The sequence below is a fragment of the Nocardioides bigeumensis genome (assembly GCF_039531755.1).
In the GTDB taxonomy this organism is placed as follows: Bacteria; Actinomycetota; Actinomycetes; order Propionibacteriales; family Nocardioidaceae; genus Nocardioides; species Nocardioides bigeumensis.
The window spans coordinates 948097-964294 of the sequence record NZ_BAAAQQ010000013.1 but is presented as its reverse complement, the minus strand read 5'-3'; the positions used below and the strand labels follow the sequence as shown (position 1 = coordinate 964294).

The window sequence follows — 16198 nt, the reverse complement described above, 5'->3', positions numbered from 1 at the left end:
CTCAGGCGGGCTCAGTCGGGCGGGGCGGTCGCCCTGCGGGCCGCCGCCACGGCGGCGAGCGCCTCGGCCGGGTCGGGGGCGTCGCCGGTGGGCTGGAACGCCAGGGTCGTCGCACCGGCCGCCACCAGCTCGCGGGCCCGCTCGGCCGGGTCGGCTCCGAGCCCGACGTACGCGACCACCTCGAACGGCTCGTCCGACAGCGGACCCGTCGCGCGCGCCTCGAGCGCGACCCCGACGGCGCGGGCCAGCCTCTCGCCGTCCAGGTCCTGGTGGTCGTCGTCACCGTCGTCGAGCACGACGCCGTCGGCGAGCTCGCCGGCCAACGCCAGCGTCTTGTCGCCCCGGGCGCCGAAGAGCAGGGGAGGGGTGTCGTCCACGGCCGGCGGCCAGTCGAGCGCGACGTCGTCGAGGTGGACGTAACGGCCGTCGACGGTGACCCGTTCGCCGTGCACCAGGGCGCGGACGGCGCCGGCGTGCTCGCGCAGCAAGGTGAGCGGGGAGGCGGCCCGGACGCCGGTCTGGCTCATCCAGTCGAGGACGCCGTGGCCGACCGCGGGCGCGAAGCGGCCCGGGAACAGCCGCGCCACCGCCGCGATCTCCATCGCCGCGAGCGCGGGGTTGCGGAAGGGGACGGGCATCAGGCCGAGCCCGACCCGCACGTTGTCCGACCAGGCCAGCGCGGCGGTCGAGGCGGCGATGCCTCCGGTGAGGAAGCAGTCCTCCCAGAGCCACACGTCGTCGACGCCGGCCGCGTCGCAGCGGCGTACGGCCTCGCGGAACCGCTCGGGCTCGATCTGGGGCCGCAGCACGACGCCGAGGCGGGGCCGGCCGGTCACGTGCGGCGCTCCGGGTCGGCGGCGTAGACGCCGAGGATCTTCACTTCGGTGGTGAAGAACGCCAGCTCCTCGAGGGCTCGCTGCACGCCGAGGTCGTCGGGGTGGCCGTCGACCTCCGCGAGGAACTGGGTGGCCGAGAAGTGCCCGCCCTCCATGTAGCTCTCGAGCTTGGTCATGTTGACCCCGTTGGTCGCGAAACCGCCGAGCGCCTTGTAGAGCGCGGCGGGCAGGTTGCGCACGTGGAAGACGAACGACGTCACCACCGGTCCGTTGCCCTGCGGCGCCTTGACGAAGTCGCGGGAGAGCACGACGAACCGGGTGGTGTTGTGGTCCTCGTCCTCGACGTCGTCGGCCAGGATCTCGAGGCCGTAGATCTCGGCGGCCAGCGGCGGCGCGATCGCGGCCTGCGTGGGGTCGCCGGCCTCGGCGATCTCGCGCGCGGCACCCGCGGTGTCGCCGGAGATGACCGGCTGGAGGCCGAGCTCGCGGATCACCCGCCGGCACTGGCCGAGCGCGTGCACGTGGCTGTGCACGGTCTTGATCGTCTCCGTGGTCGCACCGGGCAGGACCATCAGCGCGAACCGGATGCGCAGGAAGTGCTCGCCGACGATGTGCAGGTCAGAGGTCGGGAGGAAGTGGTGGATGTCGGCCACCCGGCCGGCCAGCGAGTTGTCGATCGGGATGAGGGCGAGGTCGGCCTGGTGTCCCTCGACCGCGGCGAAGACGTCCTCGAAGGAGGCGCAGGCCACCGCCTCCCAGTCGGGGTAGGCCTGGGTGCAGACGAGGTGGGAGTTGGAGCCGGGCTCGCCTTGGTAGGCGATCCGCCTGGCTCCGGCTGGGGCGTCGGTCACGGCGTCGAGTTTGGCACGAGCCGGCGACGTGCCCGGCGCTTCGCTCCAGGGGTGGGCGGTCCGCCTGCTTATGGTCGGCGTATGCCGACCGCTCTCGCCTCGCTCGCCTTGGTGCTCGCCGTCGTCGCGGTCGTCTTCTCGGTGATCTCACTGCGCCGCCAGGCCGGCGCGCGCCGCCGCCTCGGCGCCGAGGCGCTGCCCGAGGACGTGCACGGCCTGCGCCAGGAGGTCGCGGCGCTGCGCGCCGAGGGCGCCGACGCACTGCGGCACCTCGCCGTCGTCCGGTACGACGCCTTCGGCGACATGGGCGGCCACCTCTCCTGGTCGGTGGCGCTCCTCGACCAGGCCGGACACGGCGTCGTCCTCACCTCGATCGCCGGCCGCTCAGACGCGCGCACGTACGCCAAGTCCGTCTCGTCGTGGACCTCCGACCAGCAGCTCAGCCCCGAGGAGCAGGAGGCCATCGCCACCGCCCGTCCCAGCTGAAATCTGACCAATCTTCGTCAGTTGTGCTCAGTTGTTTGACCGGTCACGTGTGGGTCCCTACGGTCAGCGACCTCGGGCTGCAATCTGCTCCCGGGCGACCAGTGAACCCAGCCCCCAGATGGTGAGCACATGACATGCACGCACTTGCACGACGGGCTCTTCCGGCCCTCGTCCTGCCGCTGGTCCTCCTGGGCCTGAGCCCGGCTCCCGCTGGCGCCAGCCCGGCCCCTCCCAAGTCCGCCGCGTCGGCATCGGATGCCGATGCCCCGGCCCTGAGGGTGAGGGCCTGAGCATCGGCCTGCCGGTGACCGGCGCCGAGGCGTCGGTCGTCCGCGACGAGGTCAGCATCTTCACCAACGACGCCGACGCCACCTCGGTCGCGGTCAACCCGCTGGCCGATGGAGGAACCCAGTTCGTGGTCGCCATCGGTGGGGCAGAATCGCCTGAGACCTACGCCTTCCCGGTCGACGTGCCCGACGGTGCGCGGCTCGAGCTGACGGAGGACGGGGGAGCGCAGGTGGCCGACGGGGGCGGCGGAAGCCTCGCCACGATCCCCGCGCCCTGGGCCGAGGACGCGAACGGCGCTGACGTTCCCACGCACTTCGAGGTCGCCGACGGGGCCCTGGTCCAGGTCGTCGACCACATCGACTCCGGCGCGACGTACCCGATCCTCGCCGACCCGAGCGTCTTCACCTGCGACGCGTGGACGGCGACCTGTGTGAAGTTCACGAAGGCGGAGACCGTGGCGATCTCCAAGTTCGCCAACCCCGGACTGGTCGGAGCGTTCACGTGGGCCGGCGCTGTGTGCAGCAAGATCCCGGTGCCGGTCATCGCCGGCGGCTGCGCGATCTACGTCAGCGTCTACGCCTACCTCCTCGTCAAGAGCTTCGACGGGGCCGCAGGCAGCGGAAAGTGTGTCGAGCTGCACTTCTCGCGAATTGGCGCACCGCTGTGGTGGAAGACCGAGAGTTGTTGAACCCGACGGCAGACTGGCGCAAGGTCGCATTCACGTCTGGGTGCACTGCCGCAGCCCTGGTGATCGTCGCCTTGATCGCTGGACAGCCGGATTGGGCGATGATCGCCACCATCTGGGGGGCGACGACGTTGGGGGTTGCCATCGGTGAATACGTCTGGTGGTCGAGGCGCGGGCCTCGCGCATGATCTTGAGGGCCCGCGTTGGTCCTGCCGACGGGGTCCGCACATGCTCTGGATTGCCGCTAGGTCAACTATCTACGCCGGTCGAACTAGGCACTGAGGTGGCGGTAGCCCTGGCTGCCTTTTGCATGGCTCTTCTGGTCGTGGCAGATCGTGTGCGGCCGACTGACCGCCCCAACACTCACCGCCCGACGCCCCTTGGGCGTCGCCTGGCTTACGCCTGCGCTACGTTGCCGTTCCTGTTCGGCGGGATGGTGTGGCTGGCAGCCCCGTCCACAAGAGGTGACTGGTTCTTGGTCACTTTCGTGTGGCTCGCACTGCCGCCTAGCTGAGCCGGTGGACCCGCGACTCCCACGGAGCCAGCGGGTCCGCCGGCCCGGCGGTCGAGCCTGGCACCGAGAGCACCAGCGGCTCGGCGGTCGTCCAGCCGCCCATTTCGGAGAGGTCGGGGACGACGCCGTCGGCCGCCGAGCAGTTGGCGACGACGAGCAACCGAGTGCCCCCAACTGATGATGGAGTCTCACGCAGGAAGCACCACAGCTGCTCGTGGTCGGCGAGCAGCAGGCGGAAGGACCCGTGCGCGACGCAGGGCTCCGCGTGCCGGAGCGCGATCAGCCGCTGGTGGTGGGTGAAGACCGAGTCCGGGTCGTCGACCTGGGCCGCGGCGTTGATCGACCCGGCCAGGGGGTGCGGGTCGAGCCACGACGTACCCGTCGTGAAGCCGCCGCCGGGAGAGGAGTCCCACGGCATCGGCACCCGGGCGTTGTCGCGGCCCTTGGCCGAGAGCGCGGCCATCACCGCAGCCGGGTCCTCGCCGGCGGCGACTGCGGCAGCGTGGTGGTTGAGCGACTCGAGGTCGCGCAGCTGGTCGAGCCGGGTGTAGCCGACGTTGGGCAGGCCGAGCTCGTCACCCTGGTAGACGTACGGCGTCCCCCGGTGCAGGTGCAGCACCGTGGCGAGCGTCTTGGCGGACTGCTCGCGATGGGCGGGGTCGTCGCAGCCGAACCGGCTGACCGCCCGGGGCTGGTCGTGGTTGCCGAGGTAGAGGCTGTTCCACCCGACCTCGGCGAGGCCCTCCTGCCAGCGGGCCAGCGAGGCCTTGAGGTCGCGCACGGTCATCGGCACGATGTCCCACTTGCCGCGCGGACCCGAGTCGAGGTCGACGTGCTCGAACTGGAAGACCATGTCGAGCTCGCCGCGCGCGGGATCGGTGTAGAGGACCGCCTCGTCGATCGGACAGCCGGGAGTCTCGCCCACGTTGAGCAGCCCGGGGGGACGCCCCGCGAACACCTCGCGGTGCATCTCCTGGAGGAACTCGTGGATCCGCGGCCCGTTCAGGACCGGCGGCGTGCCGTGGTACGCCGCGTCGTCCGGGTCGGCGACCAGCGTCGGCCGTCCGGACGCGTCGGGAGGCCCGACCGTCTTGGAGATCAGGTTGATGACGTCCATCCGGAAGCCGTCGACCCCGCGGTCGAGCCAGCGACGCATCATCGCGTAGACCGCCTGTCGCACCTCGGGGTTCTCCCAGTTCAGGTCGGGCTGCTCGGCGGCGAAGATGTGCAGGTAGTACTCGCCCGTCCGCTCGTCGAGGGTCCACGCCGGCCCGGAGAACACCGACTGCCAGCCGGTCGGCTCGGCGCCCGGCGTACCGGCCTCGTGGCCCGCGCGGGGCGGCCGCCACCAGTACCAGTCGCGCTTGGGGTTGTCGGTCGACGAGCGCGACTCCACGAACCACGCGTGCGCGGAGCTGGTGTGGTTGACGACGAGGTCCATCACCAGCTTGATGCCGCGCTCGTGCAGGCCGGCGATCAGCTCGTCGAGCTGGTCGAGGGTGCCGAAGAGGGGGTCCACGTCGTCGTAGTCGGAGATGTCGTAGCCGTTGTCGGCCATCGGCGACCGGTACACCGGGCTCAGCCAGACGACGTCGACGCCGAGCCGCGCCAGGTGGTCGAGGTGGGCGATGATCCCGCCCAGGTCTCCGACGCCGTCACCGTCGGAGTCGGCGAAGCTGCGCGGGTAGACCTGGTAGACGACGGCCGACTTGAACCACTCAGCGGGGGACACGGACCAAAACCCGCCCGTGCACGACCTTCATCCGCAGCTCGCGGCCCGGGCCGATCGAGTCGCCGTCGAGCTGGCGCGGGGTCTCCTGGGCGGAGCGGATGACGACGGAGGCGCCGACCTTGCGGTCGACCAGCTCGTCGGTGTGCTTGACCTTCAGCAGCACCCGCCACGCCAGCGGGATCCAGGACAGGAAGTTGCGCGGGTGCAGGATCACGATGTCGAGGAGGCCGTCGTCGATGGCAGCGTCGGGGAGGAGGGGCATTCCGGCCTGCAGGAAGCCGACGTTGCCGACGACGACCGTGCGGGCGCGGTGCCGGGTGAACTCGCCGCCGTCGACGGAGATCTCGATGCGCTGCGCGGGGAACATCAGCGACCGCACACCGGAGATGACGTAGGCGAACCAGCCGACCCTGGCCTTGATCTCCTCGTTGACGCCTTCCATGATCGCGGCGTCGAAACCCATGCCGGCCATCACCATGAAGAAGGTGTCCTCGAACCCGTCGCCGGCGACCTCCACCATGTCGATGGCGCGGTCCTGGCCGTTGAGGGCGACGTCGATCGCCGAGCGGAGGTAGAGCGGGATGTCGAGGTTGCGCGCCAGGAGGTTGCCGGTGCCGGCCGGGATGATCCCGACGGGGATGCCGGTGCCCGCGAGCTCGGCGCAGACCTCACGCACGGTCCCGTCGCCGCCGCAGACGAGCACCAGGTCGGCACCCTCGACCGACGCCGCCTCGGCCATGCCGGTGCCGGGGTCCTCGACGGTCGTGTAGTGCCAGCTGGGAGTGCCCCAGCCCGACTCCTTGGCCATCGCTTCGACGGTCGCGCGGAACTGCGCGGCGTCCTCGACCTTGATGGGGTTGAGGACCACGGCGAGCTGGCGCGAGGACGGGACGACGATCGCGAGCGGCTCGACCTTCTCCGCGTGCCCGCGCGGCCAGGGGTCGATGACGACCATGGCCACCAGCACGATGGCGGCGCCGAGCAGCGACCCGGCGATGACGTCGGTCGGGTAGTGCCGGCCGAGCAGCACGCGATCGAGGCACACCGTCAACCAGACCAGCAGGAGGGCCACGATGATGCCCCGCCGCATGCTCGAGCGGCGGACGAAGATCCAGGTCAGGACGATGAGCACGCCGACGTACGCCGCGATGGAAGCGGCGTGACCGCTCGGGAACGAGCGGGTGGTCAGTGCGTCGAGGTCGACGGTCTGCCAGTCGGGGCGGTTGCGGCCGAGGGTCACCTTCAGGGCGGTGGTCAGCAGCCCTTGCATGATCATCACGACGGCGACGAAGACCATCGCCCGTCGGTGCCGTCGGGCCAGCAGGATGACCGCGAGCAGCACCGTGATGACCGCGATCGCCGCGCCGCCGAAGAGGATCTCGACCCAGTGCAGGATGTCGACGAGCACCGTGTGGTCGTCGGCCCAGTCCTCGCCGGCCTTGCCGATCTGGTCGAAGGAGTCGAGGGGCGACCGGTCGCGAGTGACCAGGACGGCAAGGATCGCGAAGGCGCCGGCGCAGAGCGCTGCCCAGATCAGGGGCAGCAGCCGCTTGCGTTCAGTCACGTGCCCGGATTATGCCGCCCGGCCGCCGCCGATCGTTCATCCGCGAGGGTGGGACGGGCCCCCTCGCGTCGACGCGCTGTCCACCCGCGCCGATAGCCTGCGCCCATGAGCGATGGGACGCCCGGCTGGAGACCTGGGCTGGTCGCGCTCGACATCGACGGCACGCTGCTCAAGTGGATGGAGGGGGCGGGCCAGACCTACGAGGTCATTCCCGACGAGGTGTACGCCGCCGTGCACCGCGCCTACGACGCCGGCGCCCACATCGTGCTGGCCAGCGGGCGGTCGCCGCACGGCATGACCCGCATCGCCGACCTCTTCGGGCTGCCCCGTGACGGCGAGGACCGGCTCTGGGTCGTCGCCTCGAACGGCGCGGTGGTGTTCCGCTACGCCCCGGTCGAGATCGTGCACGAGGTCACCTTCGATGCCGCGCCGGCCGTCGAGGCGGTGCTGAGGCACCACCCCAAGGCCCGCGTGGCGATCGAGGAGCGTGGCCGGGGCTACCGCGTCAGCAAGCCCTTCCCGCACGGTGAGCTGAGCGGGGTGCAGTTCATCACCTCCGTGCACCAGATGGTCGCCAAGCCGGTGAGCCGCGTCATCATTCGCGATCCCGATGCGACGGCCGAGGACTTCGTCGAGCTGGCCGGGCGCCTCGGGCTGCACGGCACCGACTACGTCGTCGGGTGGACCGCGTGGCTCGACCTGGCGCCGATGGGCGTCAGCAAGGCGTCCGGGCTCGAGCACGTCTGTGAGCGTCTCGGTGTGGCGGCGGCCGACGTGCTCGCCATCGGCGACGGGCGCAACGACATCGAGATGCTGGCCTGGGCCGGCCGCGGGGTCGCGATGGGGCAGGCGGTCGAGGAGGTGATCGCAGCGGCGGACGCGGTCACCGACAGCGTCTACGACGACGGCGCCGCGGTCGAGATCTCCCGGTGGTTCCCGCCCGGACCCGCCGAGGAGCCCGACCGGCACGCCGAGCTGAGGGCGCCCGAGTCGCTGTGAGCACGCAGGTGACCTTCACGGCGCCGCTGTGGCAGTGGCGGGCCCGTGAGCAGAGCGGCGACGGTGGCGCCTGGTTCTTCGTGACCGTGCCGCGCGAGCTCAGCGAGGAGATCCGGGACTCGCGCACCGGGCCGCCTAGGGGCTTCGGGTCGGTGCGGGTCTCGGCCGTGGCGGGCGGCTCGTCCTGGGACACCAGCGTCTTTCCCGACAGCGACTCGGGTTGCTTCGTGCTGCCGGTCAAGAAGGCGGTCCGGCTGGCCGAGCAGGTCGACGAGGACGACGAGCTCACCGTCACGCTGCGGGTCCGCGACCCGTGACGGGGCAGGCGCAGACCGGGCTGCCACGGCTGGTGGCCACCGACCTCGACGGCACGCTGGTGCGCTCGGACGGGTCCGTGTCGGCGTACACGCGTGAGGTGCTGACGGCGCTCGAGGACGCCGGCACCCCTCTCGTCTTCGTCACCGGAAGGCCGCTGCGCTGGACCGAGGAGGTCTTCGAGCACGTGGGCGAGCACGGTCTCGCGATCGTCTCCAACGGCGCGCTGGTCTGGGACGTCCACGGGCACCGGGCCTGGTCCGAGCGTGCGTTCGACCGTGAGGCGGTGCTCGCGGTGGCGCGCGCGATCAGGGAGCGCGTCCCCGGCTCGACCTTCGCCGTCGAGAGGACCGGGGGCATGGCGCTGGAGACCGACTACGTGGAGCGGTACCCCGTCCCCGACGGCAGCCCGCGCGGCGCCCTCGAGGAGATCGTCGGCGTCGCCACGATCAAGCTGCTGGCCCGCCACGAGGAGCTCGCGCCGCAGGAGTTCTGGGACCTCGCTGCCGACGCCGTCGGCGGCCTCGCGGTCGTCACCTGGTCCTCGGACTCCTCGCTGCTCGAGATCAGCGCACCCGGCGTGACCAAGGCGTCGACGTTGGCCATCGTCGCTCACGAGCTCGGCGTGGCCGGGTCCGACGTCGTCGCGTTCGGCGACATGCCCAACGACCTGCCGATGCTCGAGTGGGCCGGGACGTCGTACGCCGTCGCCAACGCGCACCCGACCGTGCTGGCGGCCGCCGACCACGTCGCACCCCACCACGACGAGGACGGGGTCGCGGTCACGCTCGCCGCGATCTTCGGGCTTGCGCCTCCCTCTGCGTAGGGTGGCGGGCATGGTCGGCAGGTTCGCGTCTCGGCTGGCGTCTCGACTCGCCGCGGGACTCGCGCTCGCCGTGCTGCTGGGCACCACGCTCGTCCTCGCGGGGCTCTCGCCCGCGCAGGCCGCCTGCACCTGCCAGGACAAGACGCTCGGGGACCACGCCACGGCCGCGGACGCCGTCTTCAGCGGGACGGTGCGCGAGAGCCGCAACGCCGAGCCCGAGGGCGGCGGCGGTGCTGGTGGCGGTGGCCGGGCCCAGCGCCAGGTCGTGCACGTCGTCGACGTGGAGACGGTCTGGCAGGAGGACGGCACCGTGGTGACCGACACCGTCCGGGTGTCCTCCCCGCGCGCCGAGTCTGCCTGCGGGCTCGGTGACATCGAGCCGGGCACGGAGTTCGTCTTCTTCGCCAAGGCCCGGGAGAACGGCTTCCAGGCGGCCAAGTGCGGCGGCTCGCGCCCGCTGACCACGTCGTTCGAGAGCGAGGTGGTCGCCGAGCTCGGCGACGGCCGCGCCGTCGTACCCGATGACGAGCGGCCACCCGTGGAGCTGACGCCGCTGGACACCTCCGCGCCGGGCAGCGTCACGCGCGCGGCGGCGCCCGGCGCGGCGCTGGTGATCGTCGGTCTGCTCGGGCTGGTGCTGGTGCGGTTCGCGCGCTCGCGTCGCGCCTGACCCGTTACCGAACCCAGCGCGGCGTTGCCGAACTCCTAGAGGTACATCCCGGACGAGCCCGGCTGCGCGGGACCGTCGGCGGGGGCGTCCGGCTGAGGTCGTTGCCCCTGGTGCTGGCCGGGCTGCTGGCCCGCCATCCCGGAGCCGGCGGGCAGCTGGCGGCGCATCTGCTCCAGCTGGGCGCGGGCCGACATCTGCTGGGCGTAGATCGCGGTCTGGATGCCGTGGAAGAGCCCCTCGAGCCAGCCGACGAGCTGGGCCTGCGCGATCCGGAGCTCGCCCTCGGACGGCACGCCCTCCTCGGTGAAGGGCAGCGACAGCCGCTCGAGCTCCTCGACGAGCTCGGGCGCGAGGCCGCTCTCCAGCTCCTTGATGGAGGCCTGGTGGATCTCCTTGAGACGGTTGCGGCTGGCCTCGTCGAGCGGAGCCGCCTTCACCTCCTCGAGCAGCTGACGGATCATGCTGCCGATCCGCATCACCTTCGCGGGCTGCTCGACCAGGTCGGTCAAGTGGGTGGCGCCGCCCCCGTCATCAGGCTCGCCGTCGTCCTGCCTGCCGTCGCTCATGGCGGCCAGGGCGCTGGCCGGCACCCGCGCGACCGGCTGTCCGTCGGGACCGACGATGACGACCGTGGTCTCGTCGTCGTGACCGGGCTCGGGACCGTTCTGTGTCATGCCCCGACCCTACGGGGCGGTGAGCAGGATCTTGCCGGTGTGGGTGCCGCTCTCCATGTCGGCATGCGCCGCGGCTGCCTCGGCGAAGGGGTACGTCGCGTGCACCCTCGGGACGATGCGTCCGTCGGCCACCAGCGGCCAGACCCGCTCCACGACCTCGGCGCAGATCGCGGCCTTCTCGGCGACCGGCCGAGGGCGCAGGAGGATCGCCGACAGGGTGCCGTTCTTGGCGAACAGCCCACCCAGGTCGAGCTCGGTCTTGCGGCCCCCCTGCATCCCGATCACGACGACGCGGCCGTTGCGGGCGAGAGCGGCGATGTTGCGCTGCAGGTACGCCGCGCCCATGTTGTCGAGCACGACGTCGACGCCGCGCCCCTCGGTCGCCCGTTCGACCTCCTCGACGAAGTCCTGGTCGCGGTAGGAGATCGCGGTGTCCGCACCCAGCTCCCGGCACAGCCCGAGCTTGTCCGGCGAGCCGGCGGTGGCCAGCACGCGGACCCCCAGCCGGGATGCCAGCTGGATCGCGAACGACCCGATGCCGCCGGCGCCGCCGTGCACGAGGAGCGTCTCGCCCTCCTGCAGTCGGGCGACCATGAAGAGGTTGGACCACACCGTGGCCGCCGCCTCGGGCAGCGCGGCCGCCGTGACGAGGTCGACACCGGCGGGGATCGGGAGGAGCTGCCCGGCCGGCACCGCGACCAGCTCGGCGTACCCGCCGCCGGAGAGCAGCGCGCACACCTCGTCGCCGACCGACCACCCGGAGACCTCCGCGCCGAGGGCCTCCACCGTGCCGCTGCACTCAAGCCCCATCAAGGGCGAGGCGCCGGGCGGCGGCGGGTAGTGCCCCTGCCGCTGGAGCAGGTCGGCGCGGTTGATCCCGGCGGCCGCGACTCGCAGCAGGACCTCGTCCGGTCCGGCGACGGCGTCGTCCACCTCGGCCAGGGACAGCACCTCAGGGCCGCCGGGGTCGGCGGCGACGACGGCCCACACGTCAGTCGTCGAACTCGTCGTCGGTGTGGTCGACGACGCTGTCGTCCGGCACGTCGTCGTCGATGTCGTCGGGGTCGGGGGCGTCGGCGGGCCGGTCCCACTCGAGGGCCAGCGTCGTCGCCTTCGCCGCGAGGGCCTCGATGGCGACGGGGTTCGCGTCGGCACGACCCGCGGCGTAGCCGAGGAGGTACGTCGTGATGGGTGCCGCCCGGCGCTCCACGTTGTGGGCGGCGTCCCGCGCGAGGTCCAGCACCAGGGCCTCGTCGACTTCGGCCTCGACGTCGAGGACGTCACAGAGCTCGTCGATCCAGTCGTGCAGGTTCACGCGATCACCGTCCTACGGGGAGCGTAGGCCCCGCAAGTCCCTCACGTCGTCCCAGGTGTCGACGTCCAGCGCCTCCTGGCCGGTGGGAGGGACCAGGACGAGCGTCAGAGAGCCGAGCAGCCGGTGCATCGGCAGCCCGTGCGGGTCGTCAGGCACCTTCAGCCGTTCCGGTCGCACGACGCCCGCGAGCTGGCGGCGTCCGTGCGGATCGGCGAGGAAGGCCCCGTCCGCGTCCGGGCCCAGCGCCTCGAGCAGGCGGGCCACGGTCGCGGCGCCGACGTAGGGCATGTCGACGGCGAGCACGACGACCAGGGCGTGCCTGTCACCGAGGGCGCCGAGGCCGGCGAGCAGGCCCGCCGCAGGACCGCCGCCCGGTGGGTCCTCGACCACGAAGTGGACGGGGTACGCCGTCGCGGCCGGCTGTCCCACCACGATCACCTCGTCGGCGCCCGCGACCGCCGCCAGCGCTCGCCCCAGGAGCGTGCCGCCGTCCAGCTCGAGCAGCGCCTTGTCGGCGCCGCCGAGTCGCCGCCCGGTCCCGCCGGAGAGGACGACGGCGGCATACCCGCTGCGCGGTCCGGGCTGCTGCCCGGTCGGGGTGCTCGCCGTCGCCATGCCGTGAGCGTAGGGGGGGATCGTAGGGGGGGATCGTAGGTGGGGATCGTAGGTTGGGACCGTGACCGATCCGTCCCATCCACTCCGTGTGGCGCTGGTGCAGCATGCCGCCAGCCTCGACCCGGCCGAGAACCGCACCGCGGTGGCCGCGCTGACGCCCGACGACACCGACCTCGTGGTCTTCCCCGAGGCCTTCCAGCGCGACTTCGGCGAGCCGGGGTCCGACCTGGCGCCGTACGCCGAGACCGTCGACGGTCCGTTCGCGGAGGCCGTGGCCAGTGCGGCCAAGGAGCACGACACGACCGTGGTCGCCGGGATGTTCGAGGGGTCCGAGGACCCCGCCCGGCCGTTCAACACGCTGGTCGTGCGGGGCGAGGCGGACGCGGAGTACCGCAAGATCCACCTCTACGACTCCTTCGGTTTCCGCGAGTCCGACCGGGTCAGCCCCGGGGAGCCGGAGCTCGTCGTCGTGGACGTCCGCGGCTTCCGGGTCGGCCTGATGACCTGTTACGACCTGCGCTTCCCCGAGCTGGCGAGGCGGGTGGTCGACGCCGGCGCGGAGGTGCTCGTGGTGCCCGCCGCGTGGGTCTCCGGCGAGCGCAAGGCCGACCACTGGCGGACGCTGGCGCGGGCCCGCGCGATCGAGAACACCGTCTACGTCCTCGCCGTGGGGCAGCCCGCCGGCCGCTACACCGGTCACTCGCTCGTGGTCGACCCGCTTGGCGACGTGCTCGCGGAGGCCGGCCCCGGTCCCACGGTGCTGCGCGCCGACCTCACCCGCGACGGGCTCGACCGCGCACGTCGTACCAACCCGAGCCTCGCCAACCGGCGGTTGTAGCCTTCCTGCCCGTGTCGGACCCCTTCCCCCCGGAGACGTCGAGGCGGCCCCGGGTCGCCCGCCGGGGCGGCCGACGGGACGACCGACGGGACGACCGACGGGGCGCCCGACGGGGCGGCCGACGGGCCGCGAGCCGTCCGTCGCGCCGGCCCGCGGTCGGCCGGGTGCTGCGCGGTCCGGTCTCGGTCACCGCTTGGTGCGCGGTCGTGCTTACAGGCCTGCTGGCGATCCTGGCCGCCGCGCTCGACCTGGCCCCCGAGGTGGCCTCGACCGGTGGGGCCGTGGCCATCGGCGTCGCGTACGTGTGGGCCCTGGCGGTGCGCACGGGCGGACGCCCCGTCGTGTTCGGCCTCCTCGCCCTGGTGATCGGCGTCGCCGTCCTGGTGACCGACCAGGACTCGCTGCGCTCGGGGGCTGCCGTCCTGATCACCTCGCTCAGCGCCGTGCTGGGCGTGATGCTCACCAAGCCCGCCGTCACCATCGCCCGTGCCGCGCGGGAGGTGGTCGGCGCCGGAGTGGTGGCAGCCGTCGGCGCGGTCGCAGCGGTCGGTCTGCACCCGTTGATCGCCCTGGGTCGGTTCGAGTACACGACCCTCGCTCTGGCCCTGGTGCTGGTCATCACCCTCGTCTACCGGCTCGGCGCGGGGCTCCACGGCCTGGGTCGCCGGGGCGCGGTGATCCTCGTCGGCGGTGCTGCGCTCCTGGCGCTCGGACTGGCGTACGCCGAGCTGCTCCGCCTCTACGGCACCCCCGGCTTCGTGGGCTGGGTCCTCGACGTCGCCGCCTGGAGCGAGGAGCACATCGGCGGCTTCCCCCGCGCCATGCCGTCGCTGCTCGGCGTGCCCATGCTGCTCTGGGGCTGTCACATGCGGGCGCGGCGCCGTCAGGGCTGGTGGGCGTGCGCGTTCGGGGTGGTCGGGCTGGTGCCCGTCGCGCACCTGCTCGCCGATCCGCGGCTGACCCTGGTGAACGCCACCCTGACCAGCGTCTACTCCCTCCTCGCCGGGCTGGTCATCGGCGTCCTGGTCATCAGGGTCGACCTGCTGCTGGGAGGCACCGGCGGCCGCCGGGCCGCGCGCGAGGAGGAAGCAGCCGCGCTGCGGCCCGAGGCCGGCCGCACGCAGCCGTTGCTGTGACCCGTCGCCCCGGCCGGTAACGTCCGAGTCATGGCGTCGAGGCACGGGCACGAGATCGTCGCGGAGATGGTGGCCAACGTGCTGACCGTCTCGGTCGGACCCGGCGACCGGGTCGCGGTGGGCGACACCGTCTGCCTGCTCGAGTCGATGAAGATGGAGATCCCTGTCATCGCCGAGCTTCCCGGCGAGGTCACCGAGGTCAAGGTCGCCACCGGCGACGTCGTCCAGGAGGGCGACGTCCTGCTCGTCCTTCGTCAGTAGGGAAGTTTCGTTGGCAGAGGGGGCGGGATTCGAACCCGCGGCTGACATCTCTGCCAGCGACCGCTTTCAAGGCGGTTCCGATCGGCCACTCCGGCACCCCTCCGAGCCGGCGCCCGCTGATCACGCGGCCGGCACCGCCCGAGTGTAGGTGGCGACCCCGGTCCGGGCGACGTGCGCTACTCCGAGCCGCCGAGCTCGTACTCGACCTCGTCGTAGGCGAGGTCGTGCAGTCTCTGCAGGTGATGCGCGACATCGACGACCAGACGTCGCAGGTCCCTGTCGAGGGCCGCGACGTCGGCATCCTGGAGCACGCGCGCCCCGAGAGCCGACACCCGGGCGAGCAGGGCGTTGCGCTCGCGGAGCATCGCGCCGCCCCGTGCCGCGAGCCAGCTGTCCTCGTGCCAGGTCGACTGGTTGACCAGCAGGTCGCGCACGCCCGCGAGGCGCTGGCGCACCGTCCAGCGCCAGGTGCCCGAGCCCGTCGTGGCGCCGGACGTCGAGCGGCGCGCAGACTCGAGCACGGCACTGAGGTCTCGCAGGGCGGTGCGGCTGGTGGTCACGGGCGGCCTCCGACGGGCCGAGATGGGGCCGAGAATCTTGGGGTAGGGCGAGTCTGAACCCGTGGAACGGCCGGCACAAGAGCCGATTGGCCAGCCCGCCGACGCCGTGTGTTGAATGCGGACGTGGACACCCGACCGCCGTCCGACTACCGCGTCGCACCCGCGCTCGCGGCCAGGCTCGTCGGCCTGACCCTCGCCGTGGTGGGCTTGCTCGTCTTCGTGGTCACCGTCCTCGTCGTGGCCGCCGGCCTCGATCCGCTGGCGCTCCTGGTCGTGGCCGGGCTCGGGGTCCTGGGCGCCGCCCTCGTCGCCTGGTACGCCGGCACCCGGGCCCGGGTCGTCCACCTGGACGAGCTCGGCTACCGCGTGCGCTTCGTGCGCGGCGTCGGTGTGTCCAGCGCCCGGTGGGCCGACGTCGTCGACGCGACACGCCAGCACGTCGCGGGCTCGCGGTGCCTGGTGCTCCGGCTGCGCGACGGCCGGACGACCACCATCCCGGTCGAGGTCGTCGCGGCCTCACCCGACGCGCTCACCGAGGACGTGGTGACGCGGCTGGAGGCGGCCGGCGGCGCGCGTTGGAAGTAGGTCCGATTCGGTCCGCCCCCGGCTGCCCTAGTAGCCTGTCCCCGCCCTTCCGGGCGACTGTGCGCACACACAGGGAGGCGTCGCCTAGTCCGGTTTATGGCGCCCGCCTGCTAAGCGGGTTGAGGGTTAAACCTCTCGCGGGTTCAAATCCCGCCGCCTCCGCACCAGGGCCCCCGTCACCTCAGGTGGCGGGGGCCCCTGCACGTGCTCGGGTCCGTCCCCGCGGCGTTTTGCCTACAACCCGCGCGGCTGCGGTGCGGCCCCACCAGCCACAGAAGTCCACACCAGGCGCTTGACCATGGGGCGCCTTCTGTAAAGGAATCTCTTTACACTGCCTCTTGACCTGCGGGTTCTCCGACCTGGACACTTCGTCGTTGGAGTACCTCGGGCCTCTACGGGACCCCCCCACGCCAAGCAAGTCGGCGCGCCAAAATTGCAAGAAAATGCA

The 16198-nt window shown here is 72.3% G+C and carries 19 protein-coding genes and 2 tRNA genes; 11 read left to right on the top strand and 10 right to left on the bottom strand.

Going from position 1 to position 16198, the window contains the following annotated elements:
* Window positions 1-11: 11 nt before the first annotated feature.
* Together ABD295_RS18830 and ABD295_RS18825 are read right to left on the bottom strand one after the other, a co-directional pair.
* Window positions 12-836 carry an LLM class flavin-dependent oxidoreductase gene (locus ABD295_RS18830; protein ID WP_344305348.1) on the bottom strand — a complete coding sequence of 275 codons (825 nt, stop codon included), beginning with the start codon at window positions 834-836 and terminating at the stop codon, window positions 12-14.
* Entirely contained in the window at window positions 833-1687 is an 855-nt protein-coding gene (locus ABD295_RS18825; protein WP_344305347.1) for a prephenate dehydratase, read from the bottom strand. Before ABD295_RS18825 ends, ABD295_RS18830 begins: the two co-directional genes overlap by 4 nt.
* An 81-nt stretch (window positions 1688-1768) precedes the next feature.
* Here ABD295_RS18825 and ABD295_RS18820 point away from each other — a divergent pair, with 81 nt between their 5' ends.
* Window positions 1769-2173: a DUF4446 family protein gene (locus tag ABD295_RS18820; RefSeq protein WP_344305346.1), complete on the top strand. Its 405-nt coding sequence runs from the start codon at window positions 1769-1771 to the stop codon at window positions 2171-2173.
* 304 nt (window positions 2174-2477) lie between these two features.
* The gene (locus tag ABD295_RS18815) at window positions 2478-3149 is read left to right on the top strand and encodes a hypothetical protein (protein ID WP_344305345.1); all 672 of its coding nucleotides are present in this window, start codon (window positions 2478-2480) and stop codon (window positions 3147-3149) included.
* 503 nt (window positions 3150-3652) lie between these two features.
* On the opposite strand, the gene ABD295_RS18810 is transcribed toward ABD295_RS18815, so the two are convergent.
* Both ABD295_RS18810 and ABD295_RS18805 read right to left on the bottom strand, forming a co-directional pair.
* Window positions 3653-5392: a glycoside hydrolase family 13 protein gene (locus ABD295_RS18810; RefSeq protein ID WP_344305344.1), complete on the bottom strand. Its 1740-nt coding sequence runs from the start codon at window positions 5390-5392 to the stop codon at window positions 3653-3655.
* Window positions 5379-6956 (bottom strand): bifunctional phosphatase PAP2/diacylglycerol kinase family protein, encoded by a 1578-nt coding sequence (locus ABD295_RS18805; RefSeq protein ID WP_344305343.1) that lies wholly within the window; start codon window positions 6954-6956, stop codon window positions 5379-5381. Before ABD295_RS18805 ends, ABD295_RS18810 begins: the two co-directional genes overlap by 14 nt.
* Window positions 6957-7061: 105 nt before the next feature.
* On the opposite strand from ABD295_RS18805, the gene ABD295_RS18800 reads away from it, so the two are divergent.
* Genes ABD295_RS18800 through ABD295_RS18785 form a run of 4 tightly spaced genes read left to right on the top strand, consistent with a single transcriptional unit; the run spans window position 7062 to window position 9766 of the window.
* Window positions 7062-7955: an HAD family hydrolase gene (locus ABD295_RS18800; RefSeq protein WP_344305342.1), complete on the top strand. Its 894-nt coding sequence runs from the start codon at window positions 7062-7064 to the stop codon at window positions 7953-7955.
* Window positions 7952-8272 (top strand): DUF1905 domain-containing protein, encoded by a 321-nt coding sequence (locus ABD295_RS18795; protein WP_344305341.1) that lies wholly within the window; start codon window positions 7952-7954, stop codon window positions 8270-8272. The genes ABD295_RS18800 and ABD295_RS18795 overlap by 4 nt, the downstream gene beginning before the upstream one ends.
* The gene (locus tag ABD295_RS18790; RefSeq protein WP_344305340.1) at window positions 8269-9096 is read left to right on the top strand and encodes an HAD family hydrolase; all 828 of its coding nucleotides are present in this window, start codon (window positions 8269-8271) and stop codon (window positions 9094-9096) included. Before ABD295_RS18795 ends, ABD295_RS18790 begins: the two co-directional genes overlap by 4 nt.
* Before the next feature lie 10 nt (window positions 9097-9106).
* Window positions 9107-9766 carry a hypothetical protein gene (locus tag ABD295_RS18785; RefSeq protein ID WP_344305339.1) on the top strand — a complete coding sequence of 220 codons (660 nt, stop codon included), beginning with the start codon at window positions 9107-9109 and terminating at the stop codon, window positions 9764-9766.
* A 35-nt stretch (window positions 9767-9801) separates the two neighbouring features.
* Here ABD295_RS18785 and ABD295_RS18780 read toward each other — a convergent pair whose 3' ends face one another.
* The 4 genes from ABD295_RS18780 to mobA are packed head-to-tail and all read right to left on the bottom strand — an operon-like array spanning window position 9802 to window position 12370.
* Entirely contained in the window at window positions 9802-10440 is a 639-nt protein-coding gene (locus ABD295_RS18780; RefSeq protein WP_344305338.1) for a bacterial proteasome activator family protein, read from the bottom strand.
* A gap of 9 nt (window positions 10441-10449) precedes the next feature.
* Complete coding sequence (locus ABD295_RS18775; RefSeq protein WP_344305337.1) at window positions 10450-11430, bottom strand: NAD(P)H-quinone oxidoreductase; 981 nt, start codon at window positions 11428-11430, stop codon at window positions 10450-10452.
* A gap of 1 nt (window position 11431) precedes the next feature.
* Entirely contained in the window at window positions 11432-11755 is a 324-nt protein-coding gene (locus ABD295_RS18770; RefSeq protein WP_344305336.1) for a DUF6457 domain-containing protein, read from the bottom strand.
* A 12-nt stretch (window positions 11756-11767) separates the two neighbouring features.
* On the bottom strand, window positions 11768-12370 hold the full coding sequence (gene mobA / locus ABD295_RS18765; RefSeq protein WP_344305335.1) for a molybdenum cofactor guanylyltransferase: 603 nt from the start codon (window positions 12368-12370) through the stop codon (window positions 11768-11770).
* A 61-nt stretch (window positions 12371-12431) separates the two neighbouring features.
* Here mobA and ABD295_RS18760 point away from each other — a divergent pair, with 61 nt between their 5' ends.
* The 3 genes from ABD295_RS18760 (at window position 12432) to ABD295_RS18750 (ending at window position 14605) form a co-directional block, all read left to right on the top strand.
* The gene (locus tag ABD295_RS18760) at window positions 12432-13208 is read left to right on the top strand and encodes a carbon-nitrogen hydrolase family protein (protein ID WP_344305334.1); all 777 of its coding nucleotides are present in this window, start codon (window positions 12432-12434) and stop codon (window positions 13206-13208) included.
* A gap of 206 nt (window positions 13209-13414) precedes the next feature.
* Window positions 13415-14344 carry a hypothetical protein gene (locus ABD295_RS18755; protein WP_344305333.1) on the top strand — a complete coding sequence of 310 codons (930 nt, stop codon included), beginning with the start codon at window positions 13415-13417 and terminating at the stop codon, window positions 14342-14344.
* 30 nt (window positions 14345-14374) lie between these two features.
* Window positions 14375-14605: a biotin/lipoyl-binding carrier protein gene (locus ABD295_RS18750; protein WP_344305332.1), complete on the top strand. Its 231-nt coding sequence runs from the start codon at window positions 14375-14377 to the stop codon at window positions 14603-14605.
* 11 nt (window positions 14606-14616) lie between these two features.
* Here the strand turns inward: ABD295_RS18750 and ABD295_RS18745 are convergent.
* Together ABD295_RS18745 and ABD295_RS18740 are read right to left on the bottom strand one after the other, a co-directional pair.
* Window positions 14617-14708 (bottom strand) — tRNA-Ser (locus tag ABD295_RS18745).
* Window positions 14709-14781: 73 nt separating this feature from the next.
* A complete protein-coding gene (locus ABD295_RS18740) occupies window positions 14782-15165 on the bottom strand; it encodes a hypothetical protein (protein ID WP_344305331.1) in 384 nt (127 codons plus the stop codon).
* Between the two features lie 123 nt (window positions 15166-15288).
* On the opposite strand from ABD295_RS18740, the gene ABD295_RS18735 reads away from it, so the two are divergent.
* Window positions 15289-15750 (top strand): hypothetical protein, encoded by a 462-nt coding sequence (locus ABD295_RS18735; RefSeq protein ID WP_344305330.1) that lies wholly within the window; start codon window positions 15289-15291, stop codon window positions 15748-15750.
* A gap of 73 nt (window positions 15751-15823) precedes the next feature.
* A tRNA-Ser gene (locus ABD295_RS18730) sits at window positions 15824-15912 on the top strand.
* Window positions 15913-16198 lie beyond the last annotated feature (286 nt).